The sequence below is a fragment of the Streptomyces sp. NPDC047049 genome (assembly GCF_040643995.1).
GTDB classification, from domain to species: Bacteria; Actinomycetota; Actinomycetes; order Streptomycetales; family Streptomycetaceae; genus Streptomyces; species Streptomyces mooreae.
On the sequence record NZ_JBEYVM010000012.1, the window covers coordinates 149169 to 168741 of the forward strand.

At 70.5% G+C, this 19573-nt stretch carries 22 protein-coding genes and 1 riboswitch; of the genes, 13 read left to right on the plus strand and 9 right to left on the minus strand.

All coding sequences use genetic code 11. The annotated features are described in order from the left end of the window. The first annotated feature begins 48 nt into the window (after window positions 1-48). A complete protein-coding gene (locus ABZ851_RS25020; protein ID WP_361131481.1) occupies window positions 49-621 on the plus strand; it encodes a TetR/AcrR family transcriptional regulator in 573 nt (190 codons plus the stop codon). Window positions 622-734: 113 nt separating this feature from the next. Here the strand turns inward: ABZ851_RS25020 and ABZ851_RS25025 are convergent, their stop codons facing one another. Both ABZ851_RS25025 and ABZ851_RS25030 read right to left on the minus strand, forming a co-directional pair. Further along, complete coding sequence (locus ABZ851_RS25025) at window positions 735-2180, minus strand: trehalose-6-phosphate synthase (protein ID WP_361131484.1); 1446 nt, start codon at window positions 2178-2180, stop codon at window positions 735-737. A gap of 75 nt (window positions 2181-2255) precedes the next feature. Beyond that, complete coding sequence (locus ABZ851_RS25030; RefSeq protein WP_361131487.1) at window positions 2256-2603, minus strand: hypothetical protein; 348 nt, start codon at window positions 2601-2603, stop codon at window positions 2256-2258. Window positions 2604-2770: 167 nt separating this feature from the next. Here ABZ851_RS25030 and ABZ851_RS25035 point away from each other — a divergent pair, with 167 nt between their 5' ends. Then, on the plus strand, window positions 2771-3526 hold the full coding sequence (locus ABZ851_RS25035; protein WP_361131490.1) for a GntR family transcriptional regulator: 756 nt from the start codon (window positions 2771-2773) through the stop codon (window positions 3524-3526). A gap of 130 nt (window positions 3527-3656) precedes the next feature. Here ABZ851_RS25035 and ABZ851_RS25040 read toward each other — a convergent pair whose 3' ends face one another. Together ABZ851_RS25040 and ABZ851_RS25045 are read right to left on the minus strand one after the other, a co-directional pair. Continuing rightward, on the minus strand, window positions 3657-4268 hold the full coding sequence (locus ABZ851_RS25040) for a hypothetical protein (protein WP_361131493.1): 612 nt from the start codon (window positions 4266-4268) through the stop codon (window positions 3657-3659). Between the two features lie 245 nt (window positions 4269-4513). Next, window positions 4514-5476: a glucosyl-3-phosphoglycerate synthase gene (locus ABZ851_RS25045; protein WP_361131496.1), complete on the minus strand. Its 963-nt coding sequence runs from the start codon at window positions 5474-5476 to the stop codon at window positions 4514-4516. 169 nt (window positions 5477-5645) lie between these two features. Beyond that, window positions 5646-5804: riboswitch (SAM riboswitch) on the plus strand. 17 nt (window positions 5805-5821) lie between these two features. Between ABZ851_RS25045 and thrC the strand changes: the two genes are divergently transcribed. The 4 genes from thrC to groL all read left to right on the plus strand — a co-directional run bounded on the left by thrC (window position 5822) and on the right by groL (window position 10195). Further along, window positions 5822-7105: a threonine synthase gene (gene thrC / locus ABZ851_RS25050; RefSeq protein WP_361131499.1), complete on the plus strand. Its 1284-nt coding sequence runs from the start codon at window positions 5822-5824 to the stop codon at window positions 7103-7105. A 123-nt stretch (window positions 7106-7228) separates the two neighbouring features. Then, window positions 7229-7507 carry a MoaD/ThiS family protein gene (locus ABZ851_RS25055; protein ID WP_093492012.1) on the plus strand — a complete coding sequence of 93 codons (279 nt, stop codon included), beginning with the start codon at window positions 7229-7231 and terminating at the stop codon, window positions 7505-7507. Window positions 7508-7930: 423 nt separating this feature from the next. After that, window positions 7931-8134: a cold-shock protein gene (locus ABZ851_RS25060; protein WP_003986833.1), complete on the plus strand. Its 204-nt coding sequence runs from the start codon at window positions 7931-7933 to the stop codon at window positions 8132-8134. Between the two features lie 435 nt (window positions 8135-8569). Beyond that, a complete protein-coding gene (gene groL, locus ABZ851_RS25065) occupies window positions 8570-10195 on the plus strand; it encodes a chaperonin GroEL (protein WP_088799383.1) in 1626 nt (541 codons plus the stop codon). Between the two features lie 313 nt (window positions 10196-10508). Here groL and ABZ851_RS25070 read toward each other — a convergent pair whose 3' ends face one another. Further along, window positions 10509-11876, minus strand: coding sequence for a hypothetical protein (locus ABZ851_RS25070; protein ID WP_361131503.1), 1368 nt, complete (start codon window positions 11874-11876; stop codon window positions 10509-10511). A 202-nt stretch (window positions 11877-12078) separates the two neighbouring features. Between ABZ851_RS25070 and ABZ851_RS25075 the strand changes: the two genes are divergently transcribed. From ABZ851_RS25075 to ABZ851_RS25095, 5 genes are all read left to right on the plus strand, one after another. Next, window positions 12079-12204 (plus strand): lasso RiPP family leader peptide-containing protein, encoded by a 126-nt coding sequence (locus ABZ851_RS25075; protein WP_361131506.1) that lies wholly within the window; start codon window positions 12079-12081, stop codon window positions 12202-12204. A gap of 170 nt (window positions 12205-12374) precedes the next feature. Further along, complete coding sequence (locus tag ABZ851_RS25080; protein ID WP_361131509.1) at window positions 12375-14201, plus strand: albusnodin/ikarugamycin family macrolactam cyclase; 1827 nt, start codon at window positions 12375-12377, stop codon at window positions 14199-14201. Next, window positions 14185-14481, plus strand: a complete 297-nt coding sequence (locus tag ABZ851_RS25085; protein WP_361131512.1) for a PqqD family peptide modification chaperone — start codon at window positions 14185-14187, stop codon at window positions 14479-14481. The genes ABZ851_RS25080 and ABZ851_RS25085 overlap by 17 nt, the downstream gene beginning before the upstream one ends. After that, the gene (locus ABZ851_RS25090; protein ID WP_361131515.1) at window positions 14478-14900 is read left to right on the plus strand and encodes a lasso peptide biosynthesis B2 protein; all 423 of its coding nucleotides are present in this window, start codon (window positions 14478-14480) and stop codon (window positions 14898-14900) included. The genes ABZ851_RS25085 and ABZ851_RS25090 overlap by 4 nt, the downstream gene beginning before the upstream one ends. A gap of 84 nt (window positions 14901-14984) precedes the next feature. Continuing rightward, a complete protein-coding gene (locus ABZ851_RS25095; RefSeq protein WP_361131518.1) occupies window positions 14985-16010 on the plus strand; it encodes a methyltransferase domain-containing protein in 1026 nt (341 codons plus the stop codon). Window positions 16011-16128: 118 nt separating this feature from the next. Here ABZ851_RS25095 and ABZ851_RS25100 read toward each other — a convergent pair whose 3' ends face one another. From ABZ851_RS25100 to ABZ851_RS25115, 4 genes are all read right to left on the minus strand, one after another. After that, window positions 16129-16434, minus strand: a complete 306-nt coding sequence (locus ABZ851_RS25100; RefSeq protein ID WP_361131521.1) for a hypothetical protein — start codon at window positions 16432-16434, stop codon at window positions 16129-16131. A gap of 51 nt (window positions 16435-16485) precedes the next feature. Further along, complete coding sequence (locus tag ABZ851_RS25105) at window positions 16486-17484, minus strand: hypothetical protein (RefSeq protein WP_361131524.1); 999 nt, start codon at window positions 17482-17484, stop codon at window positions 16486-16488. Window positions 17485-17741: 257 nt separating this feature from the next. Then, window positions 17742-18068, minus strand: coding sequence for a DUF397 domain-containing protein (locus tag ABZ851_RS25110; protein ID WP_361131527.1), 327 nt, complete (start codon window positions 18066-18068; stop codon window positions 17742-17744). Next, window positions 18052-18891, minus strand: coding sequence for a helix-turn-helix transcriptional regulator (locus ABZ851_RS25115; protein WP_361131530.1), 840 nt, complete (start codon window positions 18889-18891; stop codon window positions 18052-18054). The genes ABZ851_RS25110 and ABZ851_RS25115 overlap by 17 nt, the downstream gene beginning before the upstream one ends. 120 nt (window positions 18892-19011) lie before the next feature. On the opposite strand from ABZ851_RS25115, the gene ABZ851_RS25120 reads away from it, so the two are divergent. Then, window positions 19012-19263, plus strand: coding sequence for a hypothetical protein (locus ABZ851_RS25120; protein WP_361131533.1), 252 nt, complete (start codon window positions 19012-19014; stop codon window positions 19261-19263). Continuing rightward, entirely contained in the window at window positions 19263-19481 is a 219-nt protein-coding gene (locus tag ABZ851_RS25125) for a hypothetical protein (RefSeq protein ID WP_361131536.1), read from the plus strand. The genes ABZ851_RS25120 and ABZ851_RS25125 overlap by 1 nt, the downstream gene beginning before the upstream one ends. Window positions 19482-19573 lie beyond the last annotated feature (92 nt).

The following is a 19573-nucleotide window of genomic DNA, read 5'->3' on the forward strand; positions in this document are numbered from 1 at the left end:
GTTATACGAAGCCGTACAACAGGTGCGACAGGGTGAGGTGGGTCACGGATGGGCGCATTGCGCACACCGCGCGAGAAGTGGGTCGAGGAAGGGCTTCGGGCGCTGGCCGCAGGCGGAGTGGACGCGGTGCGGGTCGAAGCGCTCGCCAAGGCGCTGGGGGTGACCAAGGGGGGCTTCTACGGCTACTTCGCCGACCGTGACGCACTCCTGACCGAGATGCTGGACGCCTGGGAGCGCGAGAGCGTGGACGACGTGGTGGACCGGGTCGAGCGGGAGGGCGGCGACGCACGGAACAAGGTCCGCCTGGCCGGACGGCTCACCTTCTCCAGCGACCGCCTGCTCCCCATCGACCTGGCCGTCCGCGAATGGGCCCGCCGTGACCACGCCGTCGCCGACCGCCTGCGCCGCGTGGACAACAAGCGCATGCAGCTGGCCCGCGACGCGATCGGCACCTTCTGCGCCGACCCCGAGGAGGTCGAGGCCCGCGCCCTGCTCGCCTTCTGCGCGGCCATCGGCAGTCACTTCCTCGCCGCCGACCACCCCGGCAGCACCCGCGCCCCGGTCATCGCCCGCGCCGCCGACATCATCCTCGACGCCCCGCACGGCAACCCTGACGCGTGATCCCCTTCCGGGCCCCTGGCCGGAGCCAAGGGAGGCCCCTGGCCGGGACCAAGCGGCGCCGCGCCGGACACGCCGGCGCGGCGCGTCCGGCTGCCGCCTGCCGGGGGCTCTCCCTACAGCGCCCGCAACGCCTGCAACTGCTCCAGGAACCACTGCGCCGGCGGCAGCGCCGTGGCGGCAGCGGCCAGCCGCGCCGTGCGCTCGCCGCGTTCCCCGGCCGCCATCGTCAGCGCCTCGTGCAGCACCCGCGCGGTGTCGCTGACGTCGTACGGATTGACCGTCAGGGCGTCCTTGCCCAGCTCCTCGTGCGCCCCGGCCTCCCGGGAGAGCACCAGCACACAGCCCTGGTCGGAGACCACCGGGATCTCCTTCGCGACCAGGTTCATCCCGTCCCGGATCGGGTTGACCAGCGCCACGTCCGCCAGCCGGTACGCGGCCAGCGAGCGCGCGAAGTCATCCTTCACATGCAGCTCGACCGGCTGCCAACTCTCCGTGCCGTACTCGGCGTTGATCTCCTCGGCGAGCCGTCCGACCTGCGCCGTGTACTCCCGGTAGACGGCCAGGTCCTGGCGTGAGGGATAGGCGAAGGCGACATGCACGACACGCTCGTGCCATGACGGGTGCCCGGCCAGGAGCTCGCGGTAGGCGAGCAGCCCCCGCACGATGTTCTTCGACAGCTCCGTCCGGTCCACCCGGACGATGGTCTTGCGCGCCGTCCCGTCGGGCCCGGTGCCGATCTGCTCCCGCAGGGCGGCCATCCGCTCGTCGACGTCCGCCCGCTGCGAGCGCTCGCGCAGGAAGTCGGCGTCCGCTCCGAGCCCGTGCACACCGATCCGGGTGTTCTCGGTGCCGCCGGTCACCTCGGCGCAGCAGGCGCGGAACGCGTTCGCCCAGCGGTGGGTGAGGAACCCCAGCCGGTCGGCGCCCAGCATCCCCCGCAACAACTGCTCGGCGATGTCGTCCGGCAGCATCCGGAAGTACTCCGGCGGCGCCCATGGGGTGTGCGAGAAATGGGCGATCCGTACGTCGGGCCGCAGTGCCCGGAGCATCCCCGGGACCAGGGAAAGGTGGTAGTCCTGCACCAGCACCGCCGCCCCCTCGGCGGCCTCGTCGGCGAGCGCCTGCGCGAAGGCGCGGTTGTAGGCCTCGTACGACGCCCACTGCGCTCGGAACTCCGCGTCGAAGGCCGGCTCCAGCGGCGTCTGGTACAGCATGTGGTGGACGAACCACAGCACGGAGTTCGCGATGCCGTTGTAGGCGGCGGCATGCGCCTCGGCCGGAATGTCCAGCATCCGCACCCGCTGCCCGCCGGTGTCCCCCGGCTCCAGCGCACCACCCGTCCGCCGCACGGTCTCCCGGTCCCCGTCACCGAGCGCCGCACACACCCACACTGCATTGACGTCGGGTCCGATGGCCGACAGCCCGGACACCAGCCCGCCCCCGCCCCGCTTGGCGGTGAGCGTGCCGTCCTCCGCCAGGCCGTACGAGACCGGCCCGCGATTGGACGCAACAAGAACCTCGGCCCCCACAGGGGCAGCTGCACTGCGCTCGGACACCATGTCGCGACAGTAACCCGCCACAGATCCGCGCAAACGTACGGAAGCGGCCAAGAGACGCGGCCGGGTGACCACTCCTCAGCCGCCGCCCGGCCGGAACGCGTCCTGGGACGACGCCGCTTCATCTTCCGCGGGTTCCGGATGCCTGCAGCCGAGACGGTCGCCCCGGCTGCGGGAGATGCGCAGCGTGTCGCCGAGCGCGCCCGTCAAGCAACCGACCAGAAAGCGTAGTTCGGGCTTGGTGGTCCCGTTGTCGCGGAGGAGGGCGCGGGCGTGCCCCAGAAGGACCTCACCGGATGCGAGCTGGGCGCGTTCAACGGTGTCCGCTTGCCGGGTGACCGGGCCGTCCCCGTCGGAGAGCAGGTAGCACGGCTTCCCCTCCGGACTCGACCAGGGAAGCAGGCGTGGGCGCGCAGGAGGCGTCACGGCGACTCCAGTTCTCTAGAGAAGTTGGATCGCTACATATTGAATCGGGATGACTGCATAGCGTCAACTACTTCTCTAGAGAGGTTGACGTTGAGGTAGGTGGTGACGCTGTGGCACTCGAACGGATCTCTAGGATGTCTAGAGATCGCCAGGAGGGATGCGTCGCGATGGCTGCACAGGAGAGCTCGTCGCCCAAATACCGCCGGATCGCCGACGCTCTGAAGCGGGCGATTGCGGAGGGGGAGTTCCGGCCCGGAGACCGGCTGCCCGGGGAGAACGAGTTGATGGACCGGCACGGCGTGGCGCGGATGACGGCCCGGCAGGCGCTCGGTGTGCTCACCTCGGAGGGGCTTGCCGAGGCCCGCAAGGGTGCCGGGGTCTTCGTGCGGGCGTTCCAGCCGGTCCGGCGCCGTGGCGTCCCGCGGCTGGCTCGGGAGCAATGGGGTGAGGGGCGGTCGGTCTGGTCGGCCGATGTCCCGGACCGTGATCTGGTGGTCGACGAGGTCACCGTGGACGAGGAGCCGGCGCCCGAAACCGTCGCGGCGCAGCTCGGCATGGCGCCGGGAGACGCCGTGATCGTGCGGCGCCGCAGGTTCGTGCTCGACGGTAAGCCGGTGTTGCTGTCCACCTCCTCCCTCCCCGCTGCTCTTGTCGCGGGATCGGCGATCACCCAGCCGGATACCGGGGCCGGCGGCACCTACGCGCGGCTCGCCGAGCTGGGTGCGGGGCCCGCCCGCTTCAGGGAAGAGGTGCGGTCACGCATGCCGGCGCCGGAGGAGGCCACCCGTCTGCACCTTCCGGCGGGCACGCCCGTCATCCTCATCAGCCGCACGGCCGTGACCGCCGACGGACGGACCGTCGAGGTCAACGAGATGATCCTCGACTCGTCCGCCTACGTGCTGGAGTACGACTTCGACGCCTGAGCCGCAGACCGCAAACGCTGCGCCGCCCAGTCCGGAACGGGGAGCGCCCCCGGCCCCTGACCGGTTCGGGCCGGTCAGGGGCCGGGGGCGCAGCGGTAGTGACGCGCGTCCTCCGCGGTGGGCGGGGGGATCAGTCGAGTTCGACGCCCATGTTGTGGGCGAAGCTCTGCCACTTCTCGACGGCGAAGCGCTTGTTGAGCGAGTCGGGCACGCTCGGGTGGGTGACGTAGCCCTCGACATGGAGCTCCAGGTAGCCCTTGGAGCCCGTGTAGAAGTTGAAGTAGACCTTCGAGCCCGCGCCGTCGAAGTGGCCCTTCTCCGCGGTGAAGTACCAGGCGTTCTTCATGTTGCCGAGGCCGTGGTAGCGCACCGGAGCGTCCTTGCAGGCGAAGAAGACGGCGCAGGCCTCAAGGTTGATGCGCTGGTTCTCCTTCGGGAACTTCTTGGGCGCCCCCTTGACGGGGAACGTGCAGTTGAAGCAGTGCTTCAGCGACTTCATCGCCTTGGCCGGGCTCACCCTGAGGCCCGGGTAGTGCGCGTTGTTGGGCTTGACGGTGAAGCGCTCGTCGTACAGCTTGCGCAGGCCCGCCGCCGCGACCTTGGTGCCCGCGGAGTGGGTGGCGGCAGCCTTGGTCACGGGCTGCTGTGCCGAGTCGGCCGACTGCGCCTGAGCGGGCGTCGCAGTGGCCAGCACCCCCACTGCCGTCACGGCGGTGAGGATCTTCCCCGTAGAAATACGCATGAACAGACTTCCCCCTGGTCAGACTGGAATGATCAAGAACGCTGTCACCCTACTCGGTCCGACTACTCGCGGGTAAGGGAATATGCGTTTCCCTCCTGGGAGTTGGGGGAGGTGGGCCGCGTGACGTCCGGGGTCGCCAGGTCAGGGGGGCGCTGGGGTCGGCACCGGCGACACGCCCGGGGTGCGGCTTCGGATGCCGTCCGTCGTCACCTGTCAGCCGCGGGGAGGCCGAGGGGCGCCGCCCCTCACGCCGCCCGCCGCTCCGCGTACTCCGGGATCTCGGCCATCGGCGGACGCTCCTCGGTGTCCACGTCCGTCGTACGGGGGACGAAGCCGTCGGCGCCGCGGTCGAACTGGGTGAGCCGGGGGCGCACCAAGTGGCCGCGGGCCAGGCGGAGCTGGGCGGTGCGGTAGATCGCGGCGGCCATCCGGCCGAGGGCCTGGCCGTCCTGGTGGCGGTGTTTGCGGACGCCGACGTCGACCTGGGCGAGGGCGTCGAGGCCGACGGTGTGCAGGGCGTCGACGAGCAGGCCGAGCTCGACGCCGTAGCCGACGGGGAAGGGGAGGCGTTCGAGGAGGGAGCGGCGGGCCGCGTACTCGCCGCCCAGCGGCTGGACGAAGCCGGCCAGCTGCGGCCAGTGCAGGTTCAGCAGCGGGCGGGCGACCAGCTCGGTGACCCGGCCGCCCTGGCCGGCGCCGGCGCCCTCGGTGCCGGTCTCCAGCGGGCGGTCGTACATCGCCTTCACGAACTGGATGTCCGGCTCGGTCAGCAGCGGGCCGACGATCCCGGAGACGAAGGCGGCGGAGAATTCGCGCAGGTCGGCATCGATGAAGCAGATGATGTCGCCGGTGGTGGCCAGCAGGGAGCGCCACAGCACCTCGCCCTTGCCGGGGAGGGCCGGCAGCCGCGGCAGGACGCTGTCGCGGGGGACCACCCGGGCGCCGGCCGCCGCCGCGACCTCGGCGGTGCGGTCGGTGGAGCCGGAGTCCAGCACGATCAGCTCATCGACGAGCGGGACCGGCCCGGTCATCAGCTCGGCGCGGATCACCGCCACGATCGCCCCGACCGTGGCCTCCTCATCGAGCGCCGGCAGGACGACACTGACCGTGCGGCCCGACTGGTGCTTCGCCTCCAGCAGCTGCCCCAGCGGGCGGTCCGCGGCGGACCAGGAGCGGCTGCTCAGCCAGCGCTCCACCTCTTCCAGCACGTCTACGACTCCTCGGTCGCCGCCGGATCGGCGGCCTTGTGATCCATCTCGCGGTTCGGACGACTATCTCAACCGTCAGTGCCGTCGGTTACAGTCTTGAACAACGCGGATGACCGTCGCATGTCGGGGTCCGCGCCACAAACGCCTGGGTTTCGGCCCAGCGCCATACCGCTCATCCAGAGGGGCAGAGGGATACGGCCCGTTGAAGCCCCGGCAACCCTCCAGCCGGTCTTGCCGCAAGGACGCTGACGTCCCGCGCGCGAGGCTCCCGGCTAGGGAAGGTGCCAAATCCGTCTCGTGGCGAGATTCGCCGCGAGGAAGATGAGGAGAAAGGGCCTCGCCTCCATGGCTGTGCAAGTCACCGAAAACACCCCCACCGTCGCTCTGGGCCCCGCTGTCGCGCTGTCCTGCCGCGAGTGCGGACAGCGCAATCCGCTCGGCCCGATCTTCGCGTGCCAGGACTGTTTCGGGCCGCTCGAAGTCGCGTACGACCTGCCGAGCGGCGACCCCGAGGGTCTGAAGAAGCAGATCGAGGCCGGTCCGGACAACATCTGGCGCTACGCCCCGCTGCTGCCCGTCCCCGCCGACGTCGCCGACAAGCCCAACCTGAACCCCGGCTTCACCAAGCTCGTCCAGGCCGACCGGCTCGCCGCCGAGCTGGGCGTCACCGGCGGGCTGTACGTCAAGGACGACTCGGGCAACCCGACGCACTCCTTCAAGGACCGCGTCGTGGCGATCGCCGTCGAGGCCGCCCGCGCCTTCGGCTTCACCACCCTCTCCTGCTCCTCCACCGGCAACCTCGCCGGCGCGGTCGGCGCCGCGGCGCGCCGGGCCGGCTTCAAGTCCTGCGTGTTCATCCCGCACGACCTGGAGGCCGGCAAGGTCGTCATGGCCGCGGTCTACGGCGGTGACCTGGTCGGCATCGAGGGCAACTACGACGACGTCAACCGCTTCTGCTCCGAGCTCATCGGCGACCCGCTGGGCGAGGGCTGGGGCTTCGTCAACGTCAATCTGCGCCCCTACTACGGCGAGGGTTCCAAGACCCTGGCGTACGAGATCTGCGAGCAGCTGGGCTGGCGGCTCCCGGACCAGATCGTCATCCCGATCGCGTCCGGCTCGCAGCTCACGAAGATCGACAAGGGGCTCAAGGAGCTGATCGCCCTCGGCCTGGTCGAGGACAAGCCGTACAAGATCTTCGGCGCCCAGGCGGAGGGCTGCTCCCCGGTGTCCGCGGCCTTCAAGGACGGGCACGACGTGGTCCGCCCGCAGAAGCCGAAGACCATCGCCAAGTCGCTGGCGATCGGCAACCCGGCCGACGGCCCGTACGTGCTCGACATCGCCCGCCGCACGGGCGGCGCGGTCGAGGACGTCAACGACGAGCAGATCGTGGACGCGATCAAGCTGCTGGCCAGGACGGAAGGCATCTTCGCGGAGACCGCGGGCGGCGTGACCGTCGGCGTGACCAAGAAGCTGATCGAGGACGGCGTGCTCGACCCGTCCCTGACCACCGTCGTCCTGAACACCGGAGACGGCCTCAAGACGCTGGACGCGGTCGCCCCGACCTCCGGTCCCACGGCCACGATCCGTCCGGACCTGGACGCGTTCCGCGCGGCCGGCCTGGCCGGCTGAGGCCGCCGGCCCCGTCCGCGCACGGGGCCGCGCCACCTCCGCCGCGAGGCCGCCGGCCCGTCCGCCACGAGGCCGCGCCACCGTCCCCGAACTCGTACTCCGCAATACCCGGAAGGCAGAACCATGAGCGTGAAGGTCCGCATCCCCACCATCCTCCGCACCTACACCGGCGGCCAGGCCGAGGTCGCCGCCGAGGGCGCGACCCTCTCCGAGGTGATCGCCGACCTGGAGCAGAACCACCAGGGCATCGCCGCCCGGGTGCTCGACGACGCCGGCAAGCTGCGCCGCTTCGTGAACGTCTACGTCAACGACGACGACGTGCGCTTCGAGCAGGGCCTTCAGACGCCGACCCCGGACGGTGCGGGCGTCTCGATCATTCCGGCGGTAGCCGGAGGCTGCTGATTTGCGCCAATTCTTGGCCTGCTTGACCGGAATTGCCCCGTCCGCCAGAAAGCGGACGGGGCAATTCCATGTTGTGAAAGGAGATACCATTGGGGTGATACCCCTCCGCTATAGCGCGTGCGTGTGCCGAACGCATATGAGATCGCGATCAGTTGTGCCCAAAGTGTGGGCAACATATGTCGCTTAGGTGAGCTATGCCCGGCCCGACTTGCCCGGGAGAACCGGGATTTCGCCGCATATAGCCGATTCTCCGGCCCCAGAATTCTCGTCCGATTGACCTGTTGCGCTGGGCATCTGTGCAGATACATTCAGCGGCGGTCGACGCGTTCCGGCGCACACCCCACAGGGCTTTCATGGGGTGAGGTCTGACCCGGGTCCGCGGAGTGCGGTCCTGCGCAAGGGCCAGTAATAGGGGAGTTAGGCATGGCTCAGGGCACCGTCAAGTGGTTCAACGCGGAGAAGGGGTACGGCTTCATCGCGGTCGACGGTGGTGCGGATGTTTTCGTCCACTACAGCGCGATCCAGATGGACGGTTACCGCACCCTTGAGGAGGGTCAGCGGGTCGAGTTCGAGATCTCGCAGGGCCAGAAGGGGCCGCAGGCGGACATGGTCCGGGTGGCCGGCTGAGGCGCCGACCGACTGCTGCGTAGTGAAGGCCCGTACCCCTGAGGGGTGCGGGCCTTCTGCTGTCCGCTGACGGCGGCCTTCGGCTGTCGCCACGCCCGTCGACCGCTGTTCGCTGTCCGCTGTCGGCGGACGGGCGGGTGCGGGGCGGGTGCGGGCTGCGGGCCGGCGGACCCCGGGGGACCTGCCTCACCCGTCATTCCCACGGGGCTCGGGCGCCACCCCGATGGGAGGCATCTTCGAAGCTGCCTTGCACTCACGGGGGGCGAGTGCTAATCATTGCGTTAGCACTCTCCCAGTGAGAGTGACAACGAAGGACCGGGTCGGTGAGGCCCGTAGGCCGGGTGGGGCAAGGAACCACACAGGTCTGCAGGTCGTCCGTCGCGGGCGCCAGCCAGGTCCGGAGCAATCCACCCCAGTCCGGGAGGACCACTTCACATGGCCAAGATCATCGCGTTCGACGAGGAGGCACGGCGCGGTCTCGAGCGCGGGATGAACCAGCTCGCCGACGCCGTCAAGGTCACCCTCGGCCCCAAGGGCCGCAACGTCGTCCTCGAGAAGAAGTGGGGCGCCCCCACGATCACCAACGATGGTGTGTCCATCGCCAAGGAGATCGAGCTCGAGGACCCGTACGAGAAGATCGGCGCCGAGCTGGTCAAGGAGGTCGCGAAGAAGACGGACGACGTCGCCGGTGACGGCACGACGACCGCGACCGTCCTGGCCCAGGCTCTGGTCCGCGAGGGCCTGCGCAACGTCGCCGCCGGCGCCAACCCGATGGCCCTCAAGCGCGGCATCGAGCGCGCCGTCGAGGCCGTCTCCGCCGCCCTGCTGGAGCAGGCCAAGGACGTGGAGACCAAGGAGCAGATCGCTTCGACCGCCTCCATCTCCGCCGCTGACACCCAGATCGGCGAGCTGATCGCCGAGGCCATGGACAAGGTCGGCAAGGAAGGCGTCATCACCGTCGAGGAGTCCCAGACCTTCGGTCTGGAGCTGGAGCTCACCGAGGGTATGCGCTTCGACAAGGGCTACATCTCGGCGTACTTCGCGACCGACATGGAGCGCATGGAAGCCGCGCTCGACGACCCGTACATCCTGATCGTCAACTCGAAGATCAGCAACGTGAAGGACCTGCTCCCGCTGCTGGAGAAGGTCATGCAGTCGGGCAAGCCCCTGCTGATCATCGCCGAGGACGTCGAGGGCGAGGCCCTGTCGACCCTGGTCGTCAACAAGATCCGTGGCACCTTCAAGTCCGTCGCCGTCAAGGCCCCGGGCTTCGGTGACCGCCGCAAGGCCATGCTCGGCGACATCGCCATCCTCACCGGTGGCACCGTCATCTCCGAGGAGGTCGGCCTCAAGCTGGAGAACGCCGGTCTCGAACTGCTCGGCCGCGCCCGCAAGGTCGTCATCACCAAGGACGAGACCACCATCGTCGACGGTGCCGGCGACAGCGAGCAGGTCCAGGGCCGGGTCAACCAGATCCGCGCCGAGATCGAGAACAGCGACTCGGACTACGACCGCGAGAAGCTGCAGGAGCGTCTGGCGAAGCTGGCCGGCGGCGTGGCCGTCATCAAGGCCGGTGCCGCCACCGAGGTCGAGCTCAAGGAGCGCAAGCACCGCATCGAGGACGCCGTTCGCAACGCGAAGGCGGCCGTCGAAGAGGGCATCGTCGCCGGTGGTGGCGTGGCCCTGCTCCAGGCCTCCTCGGTCTTCGAGAAGCTGGACCTGGACGGCGACGAGGCCACCGGCGCCAACGCCGTGAAGCTCGCGCTGGAGGCCCCGCTCAAGCAGATCTCCGTCAACGGCGGCCTTGAGGGCGGCGTCGTGGTGGAGAAGGTGCGCAACCTGCCCGTGGGTCACGGCCTCAACGCCGCGACCGGCGACTACGTCGACATGATCGCCGAGGGCATCATCGACCCGGCCAAGGTCACGCGCTCCGCGCTGCAGAACGCCGCCTCCATCGCGGCGCTGTTCCTCACCACCGAGGCCGTCATCGCCGACAAGCCGGAGAAGGCCGCCGCGGCGGGCGCTCCGGGCGGCATGCCGGGCGGTGACATGGACTTCTGATCCTCGCGGATCAGACACCGGTCCTCCCGGACCGCACGTCCAGACGTACGTCGGGGCGGCACCCTCCTCCCAGGGGGTGCCGCCCCGGCGGCGTTTTCGGGGGCGTCCGGCGTCGGCTGCGGCTGGGACGTGTCTTTCGGACAGGACGCTTCACTACACGGTGACGTCCGGCCCGGCGAGGGCCGCTCGCGCCTCTTGGATGCCCGGGGCGCCGGATGCAGATACAGGACGCGATCGTGTCCGGGGCGAGTGCTGCTCTCAGAGCGGCCCGAGGCCAGTGACGTACCGAGTGGAGGCGGAGCCACCCGTCGGATCAGGCGTCGGCGAGGAAGTCGATGGCGCGTTCATCCAGTTCGGCCGCGCAGCGTACGCCGCGGGCGCGGAATCGGGCGAGGTCGCCGCGCATGCGGGTGACTGCCTTGCGGGTGCGCACGGACCGTACGCCGTCCATGTGGTCGAGGGCCCGGTTCCAGGTGGTGCACGCTTGCTCGATCTGGCCGCGCTTGAGCTGCATCTCGGCGCCGGCGACCAGGTCCAGGGCGACGATGCGGGCGTAGGTGCCCGCGGGGCGGGCGCCGGCGGCGCGGTCGTAGTGCTCGGCGGCGGTGCGGTGGTCGCCGAGCGTCTCGTAGACCTTGGCGTTGCGCGAGTACACCGACGCGGCCGGAGGCCCCCAGGCCAGGGCCCAGAACGGCACTTCGTCGCCGGGGCCGGCGGTCAGCAGGGTGCTCGCCCGCTCGGCTTCGGCAAGGGCGGCCGTGCGCCGTCCGGCCTTGGCCAGGGTGTGGGCGTGGACGACGCGGAAGAGGGATTCGGTCTGGGCGTCGACCTTGCCGTTGGCGTGGTTCAGCCCCGTCTCGGCCAGGCCGAGACAGTGTTCGGGACGGTGCAACTTGAGCCCTTGCATGGCCATCGTGCGCATCACGAACCCGTCGTGCCCGGTGACGCCGGATTCGACGGCGAGTGCGTAGGACTGAAGGTAATAGCGCTGCGCGAGGCCCTGCTGGCCTGCGTCGTAGGACTTCCAGCCCAGCAGATGCACGCCACGGGAGGCGGCGGAGAGCATCTGCTGACGCAGTTCCTCGGTGCGGAAGCGCCCCCTGCACAGTGGCGCGACGTCGTCGCGCAGGTACTGAACGAGCGCGCTGCGGCCGTGCTGTCCGCCGTGGCGTTCGTCCATCTCGGAGAAGACACGCACCATGTCGCGCACGGCGGCGACTTCGGCCATGCCAACGGTGTGGCCGCTGCGGGCCGCGGCGGTGCGGTCGGCGATCTCCTGTACGTAGGACAGGGGCAGGGCGGCGGCGGCCACCGAATAGGCGGAGGTGGTGAGGAAACGGCGGCGGTCCAACTCGAACCTCCACATCGGCAGTAGGGCGTCGATCGGGTCGTCCTCAAGAGCCAGCCCGATGCTGTCATCCTCCTCCGGCGGGGCCAGCCCGAGGTCGGCCGGGGTGAGCAGACGGCCGAGCCGCCTGGACAGCGCGACGGCGAGGTAGCGGCCGGTGTCGCCTTGGGGTGTGACGCCGGCGATCCAGTGCTCGACGGTCGACTTGTTGGTGCGTAAAGCCGTGCCGCACTCGGCGGCCACCGTGCGCACAGCCATGGCCACGGCTGCATAGGTCAGGCCGGACTCGGCGACGAGCTCTTTGAGCTGCTGGTTCGGCGTGCGCGTGGCCATGGGAGCACCTGCCCGTATACCCGATATACCTCTTGCCCTGCCCGCCACCGTACCGCCGTACCCCGGCCGTGGGTTGACTGTTCATCAGGCCGAGCGGCGGGGGCCAAGCGGTTCTCCCGTCCCCACCGTTCGACCCGGTACGGACGTCTGCCTCGCGCCCACTGGAGGGTTCGGGGGACACAAGAACCTGGAGGTTTCGATCATGGAGCAGACCACCAAGCCTGTCTACAGCGCGCCGGTCGTCCTGGACGCCGGAGACATCGCCGAGGTGACGCTGGGCACGAACAACTTCGACACCGCCGACGACACCCAGTACAAGAACGCCTGACCCGCGTTCTGCCCGGAGCCGACGGGGCCACGTGCCACGGCCGGCACCGGGGTGTGAGAGAGCGCCGGGCCCGCGACGGTCGTGCTGAGGCACGGCCTGAAGCGGCCCGGCGCCCGCTCTTTGACCACCGAAAGCGATGGACACCACGAACTTCGAGAAAGCGGGCGGCAATGCGGTGGAGTACGGGTTGGTACGGAGGTAGCCGGTACGGCCGGCTTCCGCGCAGCGGGCGCCCGGTGCCGGGCCTGGAGACGACATGGACGGTCAACTGGCCCGCGCCGCGGGTCCGGGCGGCGGGCTCGGGCGCGCTGGCGGTGGCGGTCGTCGGCGATTGCGGCGCCGATGACCAGCAGTTCCAGGAGTCACTGACGGCGGTGCGATCGGAAAGCTGGCGGGCGCTGACTCGCTGGCCCGGCTCCTACCTGACCATCGCCCGCAGCGGCGACCAGTTGGCAGTGCTCGGTGACCTGGCCGGTCAGCACCCGGTGTACTGGCGGACCGACGGCGCCGGGACATGGTGGTCGACCTCCGCTACCGCGCTGGCGGCGCTGGACGGGGCTCCGGTTGATCCGACCGCGCTGGCCGCCCACCTCGCCCTGGCCCAGCCGGACGTCCTGGGGCAGCGGAGCCTGCACCGCTCGGTGAGCCGGGTGCCGACCGGGCACCTGCTGCTGATCGGCCCGCAGGGCGCGGGCGCTCTCCGGTACGAGCCGGCCGAGTACGAGCCGGTGGAACTGCGCGATGCCGCACCGAGGGTGCGCGCCGCATTATCCGAAGCCGTCGGTCTTCGATGCGACGGCCGACCTGTCAGCGCGGACCTGGCGGGGCTGGACTCCACCACGCTGACCTGCCTGGCCGCCCAGCGCGGCGCGGTGACCGCGGTGACGTTCGCCGACGCACGTCTGCGGGACGACGACCTGGCGTATGCAGTCCGCACCGCGGCCACGGTGCCGGGCCTCGCGCACCGCACAGTGCCGGGGAGCCCGGAGACCGTCTACTACGCCGGCCTTGAGGACCTTCCGGCACTGCCGGTCACCGACGCCCCGAACGCGTACGTGGTGACCGCCTCCATCAAGCGGACCGTCCTGGATACGGTCGCCGGACGCCACACCGCGGGCGTGCACCTGACCGGGGCGGCCGGGGACACGGCACTGTCCGCGCCCTCGTCCTACCTGGCCGATCTCCTGCGCGAGCGCCGGCATCATCGTGCCTGGCAGCACGCACAGGCCCACGCTCGGCTCCGGCACACCTCCGCCCTGGCCTTGCTGCGCCGGGCCCGCCCAGCAGCCCGCACGTATCTGGCCGGAGCCTTGCGCACGGCAGCTTCCGAACTGCGGCGCCCTTCGCGCCCGTGGGTGCCCCAGGCAGAACGACCAGTGTCCTGGACGCCGCTGCTGGCCACCGCCGACTGGATGACCCCGGACGTACGCGGCCGGCTCGCCGGCGCTCTCGACGTCGCCGCCGAACTGGCCGATGGTCCCGCCCGGCTGGCGGCATGGACCGACCGCCAGGACCTCGCCCGGGTCGGCGCGGACACCACCGGGTTGCGTGACATCGCCCTCGCCGCATACGGCATCGAGGTCGCCGCCCCGTTCCTGGACAACGAGGTCGTCCGAGCCTGCCTGGCCGTACCCGCCGACCAGCGCGGCACCCCGGGCCGCTACAAGCCCCTGCTGGGCGAGGCGTTCGCCCGTTCCGACGTGCTGCCGCCCTTCGTCCTGACTCGGGTAACGAAAGGCGGCTTCAACGCCCTCGCCTACGCCGGTTTGCGCCAACACGCCTCCGTGCTAATGGATTTGCTCGGCCCCTCCTCCCGGCTGGCTGCCGCGGGTCTGGTCACCGAGGCGCCGGTGGCCGCCATGCTCCAGCGGGCAGCGGCCGGACTGCCCACCGCCCAGGGCGCCCTGCACCTCGCCATCGCCGCAGAAGTCTGGCTGCGGCAGCTGAAGACCGCCCCGGAATGGTGGGAGGTGAACTCCCGTGTGGCGACTGCGTGAGAGCACTCACCCAGTCCTCACTGACGAAGGCGGCGCCATCCTGGACGAGCGCACCGGACGCTGGACATATCTGACCGAGACCGCGTCCGCCGCCGTGATGCTCCTGCTGGCGGGCGGCACCGAGGAAGAGGCCGCCGGCCAGTACGCCACCCGCTACGGCACCGCCTTCGAGCAGGCCGCCGCCGACGTCCGTGCTGTCGCCGCCGCGCTCACCGCACAGGGCCTCGCCGCCAAGGAATCTCTCCGCCGGGGGCGCAGCCGGGGCAGGTGGTGGCGATGACGAGCATGGAGGCGTACTCCACCGTCCGCACCGGAACCGTCCTCGAACGCTGCGCCGCGGTGGCCGGCCTCGCAGTGGCCCTGGTGCTGCTGCGGCTGCCCTTCCGCCACACCACCCGCGCAGTCCGCTTCGCCCGGCGGGCCGGACGCCGCCCGCTTACCGCCGAGCGGGCGGAGGCCTTGGTCGAAGCAGTGCGGCACACCAGTCGGCTGTGGCCGGGGCGTGCCGCCTGCATGGAGACCTCGCTCGGCGCGGTCCTGGCTGCCGCCCTACTCGGGCGCCGCTTGCACTGGTGTGTAGGCGTGAGGTTTTTGCCGCCGCCGGTGGAGTACCACGCCTGGGCCGAACTGTCCGGAGGTGGCCCGGTGGGCGAGTACACCGAGGCCGGCTGGCACCACCACACCGCCCTGACGATCTGATCCACCGAGCCCTCCGGGCGCCGTGTCCTTCACCCGCCCGGACCGGTTGTCGCATACGCGTACCCCACCTCGAAGGAGTGAGCCGTGAGCGCCGTCGCCCTGGCCGCCGAGCAAGTCCCCGAGCGCCACTACACCCATCACGAAGGCCGCGGCCCGACGCCGCACCGCTCGAACCCATCGGTCATCCACCGCGAACTGACCACGCTGGACCTGCAGCAGCACATGCGGGTCGCTGAATACGGCACGGGCTCCGGCTACTCCACCGAGCTGATCGCCCGCCTGGTGGGCCCCGGAGGGGAGGTCACCAGCGTCGACATCGACGCCTACCTGACGCGCTGGGCCAACGTCATCCTGGCCGAGCGGGGTCTGGAAAACGCCCACTGCTACACCGCCGACGGCACAGCCGGGTTCCCTGAACGAGCGCCGTACGACCGGGTGGTGGCCTGGTGCACCCCGCCACTGCTGCCCAAAGCATGGACGGATCAGATCGCCGACCGCGGATTGATTGTCGCGCCACTGCCGATCGCGGAGGTGCCCAACATGACGGTGGTCGCCAAGGTTCGCGTCCACGGTGGCGAGCCCGCGGTGGAAGCGGTGTTCACCGGCGGGTACATCGAGGCGACCGCCTCCCCCAAGGGAGACCTCGATCTGCCGGGCCGCTGGGTGGACTGGGAGAACCGCGTTCCCGGCCCCTCCTGGATCTCCCTGGCCTGGCGGGCACAGGACGACCGGCTGCACACCGGCGCCCGCACCACCCTGAACAGGCTCCTGCACGCTGAATACACTGAGCCGTACGAGGGCGGAGAAGTCGACTGGCCCAGCTGGCGCACCTTTGTCGCCGCCCTCGGCAACCCACAGCTCACGATGGCCGGACTCCGGCCGGACCTGTGGGCCATCGGCCACTCCACAAGCGAGACGGCCGCCGTGATCCAGCAGGACGGCATGATCCTCGCCGACAGCCCCGACTCCCCGTCGCTTTCCGCTCTCCGGGATTGGCTCACGACCTGGGAGAACGCCGGCAGCCCGGTCCCTGAGTCCTACACCCCCACCCTTGTTCCCGCAGGCGACGGCGAGGGCCCGGCCGGCTGGCACCTGCGCCTGTCCCATTAGCCCCGATTGCGGAGGGAGGTCCGGATCCGGATTGCGGATCCGGGGTACGCCGGCGAGCTGGGCAGCCACACGGTCCAGGGCCCCGCCCCCGGGGGTTGTTGAGGGCGGGGTTCTCGGCTCAGTCCGTGGGCGCCTGCTGTCGGCGGCGGACGATGAGACAGCCGGCGAGGCACAGGGCCCCTGCCGCGGCCAGCATCACGGCGCCGCCGAGGGTGGCCGGTGCGGGCGGGGTGTCGCGGTCGAGGGTGCTTTCGAAGACGACCTGGGTCAGGACATTGCCGTGCGGCCCGGAGTCGGGCAGCGACGGGAACGGGGGCGGTGTCTCGCTCCACAGGATCAGTGCCACCCCGCCGGCGGTCAGGGCGAGAACCGTGAGTGCCACGATCAGCCTGGCGCGCCAGGGGCGGCGTAATCGGATCAGCATGGCGCCGACCCTACTGACTGCTACTGACAGCCGCGCCACGATGCGGTGAGATCACGGTCGGCCGACGGTGGCCCTACCGCGGCCGGCTGCCGGTGGCCGTGCGACCGCGCGCAAATGCTCCACTTGGGCGCGTACTTGGGAGGCCGTCGCCTCCGCCGCACGCCGCCGCCGGTCGTCCGGTGGGGCCTCGCCCCGGCAGGGGCCGCAGACCCCGCCGGGCAGCGCTTCGGGCCGACCGGGGGCGCGGCAGACGGTGCACTCCATGATCCGGAGGGGCTTGGAGGACGGCTGGTCGGCCTGGCCGCCCGCTCCCGGCTCCGTGGCTTCCGGCGGCATTTTGGCGAGCAGCCGGGAGCGGGCGAGTCGGCCCGGGTGGTGGATGTGCGGCGGCAGCCCCGAGGTCAGGGCGGACAGGAGCTGGTCGCGGGTCGCGCCGCGCGCCAGCCATTCCTCGGCGAACGCTTGGAGGGACGCGCAGTCGGCGGCCGACAGCGTCATACGGGGTTCGGCGCGGCCGAGGGCGGCGAGGGCGGCGTAGCCCGGGGACTGCGGTTGCCGGGTGCGGACGCGGACGTGTGGGCCTGGTGAGCGCGGCGGACCGGCGGTGGGAGGCGGGGCGTCACCGTCGTCGTCGGCCATCGGAACGTTCCCGGCGCATAAGGCCGTCCACCAGGAGTCGTCCCGCGCCGTACGCGAGAAGTACGTACGCGTCACCCAGAGCGGACTGCCGCCGTCACTCGTGTGTGTCTCGGTGACCCGCCGCAGATGACCGGCCTCCGAGAGGCGGCGGAGCGCGGTCCGCAGGGCGCACTGCCCGTAGTCCGGCAACACCTTGGCCAGCGTCTTCACGGAGATGTCGGCACCCTCGGGCAGCCGGTCGAGGTAGGCGGCAATCGACGCCTCACGACGGGGGAGGTGTACGAAGTCGCCGGGCCGGGAGGGGTGTTGGGCGGGCGCTTCGCGTTTGCCGTAGCCGGGGCGGGCGGAGGGGTGGTCGTGGTGGGGGCGTGCGGACGCGCACGGGGCAGGGTTAAGGTTTTCACCAGCCATGAGATCGCGCTGCTTTCGATCTTGATGGTCAGACCCCGGTCGGTGTTGGCGCACCTGCCGGGGTTGTTTGTTGCTGGGCACGCTAGACCGGCGCGACGTGATGTCGCAAGCCGGTCACGGAATGTCATCCGCGCTGGTGTGTGCGGGAGTTGGCGGCTCGGGGGAGGGCGGGTGGGTTTCTTCCGACCGCCCTTTCCTTGGAAAGAGGGCTCGGGGTCCGCGACTTGAGCCCCGGACCCCGAGTGTCGCCAGATGCCCTACAGGGAGCTGGACTTGATGCCCTCGATGAACGCTTCCCACGCCGGTGCCCGGAACGCGAGCGCCGGACCGTGCGGGTCCTTGGAGTCCCGGACGGGCACGATGCCGGGGTGGTCGTCGGAGACTTCCAGGCAGTCGCCGCCGTCGCCACCGCTGTGGGTGGACTTGCGCCAAGTGGCAACCTCTAGGCAGTCGCCACCGCTGCCGCCGCTGTGGCTGGACTTGTGCCAGGTGGCGACTTCCAGGCAGTTTCCGCCGTCGCCGCCGCTGTAGCTGGACTTGTGCCAGGTGGCTGTACTCAGGTCGTACTCACGGCTGATCTTCATTCGCATAATCCTCCGCCACTGATTCGATCAGGGCCAGGGAATCTTGCGGGGATAGTGCGCTGGCCCCTACCAGATCGTAGGCCAGCCTGTGGCGGGTGACGGTCGCTGGATCGTCCTCAAGTACACCCACTTCCGGGCCTTCGATGTAAACCAGCGAAGGCGCGTCCGTGAAGGCCATCAGCTTGAGAGCGCCGATCATTGCCGCATGCGCCCCTGCGTTGAACGGCAACACCTGCACGATGACCCGGTGCTTCCGGATCAGCTCCGCCACGTGCCACAGCGCCTCCGCCATCACCACCGGGCCGCCGGTCTTGCGGCGCAACACGGCCTCGTCCAGCACCACCCACAACAACGGGGTCGTTGGATGATCGAGAAGGCGCGTGCGTTCGAGTCGCGCCGTGACCGTTTCCTCGATCGCGTCCTCCGGAGCCGTCGGCTGGTACGCGCGGCAAACCGCCCACGCGTAGGCCTTGGTCTGCAGCAGTCCTGGGATCAACTGCGGGGCGTACTCCCGGATCGCCGTGGCGATGGCCTCCGCCTCCGCCGCCTCCGCGAAGTGATCCGGATACTTCGACTTCGTCGCGGCCTCGCAGTTGCGGGTGAAGTAGCCGTCCGTCCCGAGGACCTCGTCGATCTTCACGGCGTACTCCAGCTGCATCCGCCGTGTCCCCGCCTCCAGCTGGCCGATGAACGACCCGCTGACGAAGAGGTGCCTGCCGAGTTCTTCCTGGGTGAGACCGGCCTCTTCGCGCTTGTGGCGTAACTCCGCGCCGAGCATGGCGCGGGGGGACGAGGACGGGTCGAGGGGCTTGGGTCCGGGCATCGCAGCAACTCCCTGTTACACACGATCGGTTGTTGGGTCTGCGCCTCTATGCAGGCTAGACCCGTAGTGGCCACGCTGTGTGCGCAATGGCAACACTCAGTGTGGAAGGTGATGAGGCGCATGCTGACGGCGCGTGAGCGGATGCGGCAGGCCGAGGGCGTCACGGAGGAGCTGCGGACCGCACTCCGGGCGGTGGGGATCACCCTGCCCTCCCTCGGTGTCGACCCGGTGTCGTGCGCGAGCGCCCATATGGCGCCGCTGGTCGAGCTGGGCCGCTGCAATCTGGACACGGCCCGGCGGCTCGTCGGCGTACTGGCGGACTGTGCCCGGACCGCCGTACCGGGACACGGCGAGGAGGGGCCACGGCCGTGATGCCGGTTCCCGGAAGCTTCGCGGTGGACGGGCGGGACGGCCGCGTCGGCGTGGTTGTCGGCCTGACCGTCGGCCACGAGGAGGCGTTCGTGCAGCTCCGGCCGCCCGGGGGTGGCGTGCTGTGGGTGTGCCCGCGTCACGCGCTGCGCGCCGCCCCGCCGTCCGCCGTGCTGGCGGCCCGCGTCAGAGAGCTGAACTGGCAGAGCCGGATGCCGTGAGGGGCGGTCCGCCACTCGCGCGGATGTACGGCTGACGGCCGTACGGTCGGCTGCCGGTGCGGGGGCGGTTGCGGGGTGCGGGCCGCGGGGAT

Bases quoted from the DNA above. Each gene is read 5' to 3' on its own strand.
- groL (WP_088799383.1), top strand. From the start codon at position 8,570: ATGGCCAAGATCATCGCGTTCGACGAGGAGGCACGGCGCGGTCTCGAG.
- ABZ851_RS25070 (WP_361131503.1), bottom strand. From the start codon at position 11,876: ATGGCCACGCGCACGCCGAACCAGCAGCTCAAAGAGCTCGTCGCCGAG.
- ABZ851_RS25075 (WP_361131506.1), top strand. From the start codon at position 12,079: ATGGAGCAGACCACCAAGCCTGTCTACAGCGCGCCGGTCGTCCTGGAC.
- ABZ851_RS25040 (WP_361131493.1), bottom strand. From the start codon at position 4,268: ATGCGTATTTCTACGGGGAAGATCCTCACCGCCGTGACGGCAGTGGGG.
- ABZ851_RS25115 (WP_361131530.1), bottom strand. From the start codon at position 18,891: ATGCCCGGACCCAAGCCCCTCGACCCGTCCTCGTCCCCCCGCGCCATG.
- ABZ851_RS25105 (WP_361131524.1), bottom strand. From the start codon at position 17,484: ATGGCTGGTGAAAACCTTAACCCTGCCCCGTGCGCGTCCGCACGCCCC.
- ABZ851_RS25120 (WP_361131533.1), top strand. From the start codon at position 19,012: ATGCTGACGGCGCGTGAGCGGATGCGGCAGGCCGAGGGCGTCACGGAG.
- ABZ851_RS25055 (WP_093492012.1), top strand. From the start codon at position 7,229: ATGAGCGTGAAGGTCCGCATCCCCACCATCCTCCGCACCTACACCGGC.
- ABZ851_RS25060 (WP_003986833.1), top strand. From the start codon at position 7,931: ATGGCTCAGGGCACCGTCAAGTGGTTCAACGCGGAGAAGGGGTACGGC.
- thrC (WP_361131499.1), top strand. From the start codon at position 5,822: ATGGCTGTGCAAGTCACCGAAAACACCCCCACCGTCGCTCTGGGCCCC.
- ABZ851_RS25125 (WP_361131536.1), top strand. From the start codon at position 19,263: ATGCCGGTTCCCGGAAGCTTCGCGGTGGACGGGCGGGACGGCCGCGTC.
- ABZ851_RS25025 (WP_361131484.1), bottom strand. From the start codon at position 2,180: ATGGTGTCCGAGCGCAGTGCAGCTGCCCCTGTGGGGGCCGAGGTTCTT.
- ABZ851_RS25090 (WP_361131515.1), top strand. From the start codon at position 14,478: ATGACGAGCATGGAGGCGTACTCCACCGTCCGCACCGGAACCGTCCTC.
- ABZ851_RS25100 (WP_361131521.1), bottom strand. From the start codon at position 16,434: ATGCTGATCCGATTACGCCGCCCCTGGCGCGCCAGGCTGATCGTGGCA.
- ABZ851_RS25110 (WP_361131527.1), bottom strand. From the start codon at position 18,068: ATGAAGATCAGCCGTGAGTACGACCTGAGTACAGCCACCTGGCACAAG.
- ABZ851_RS25080 (WP_361131509.1), top strand. From the start codon at position 12,375: ATGCGGTGGAGTACGGGTTGGTACGGAGGTAGCCGGTACGGCCGGCTT.
- ABZ851_RS25035 (WP_361131490.1), top strand. From the start codon at position 2,771: ATGGCTGCACAGGAGAGCTCGTCGCCCAAATACCGCCGGATCGCCGAC.
- ABZ851_RS25020 (WP_361131481.1), top strand. From the start codon at position 49: ATGGGCGCATTGCGCACACCGCGCGAGAAGTGGGTCGAGGAAGGGCTT.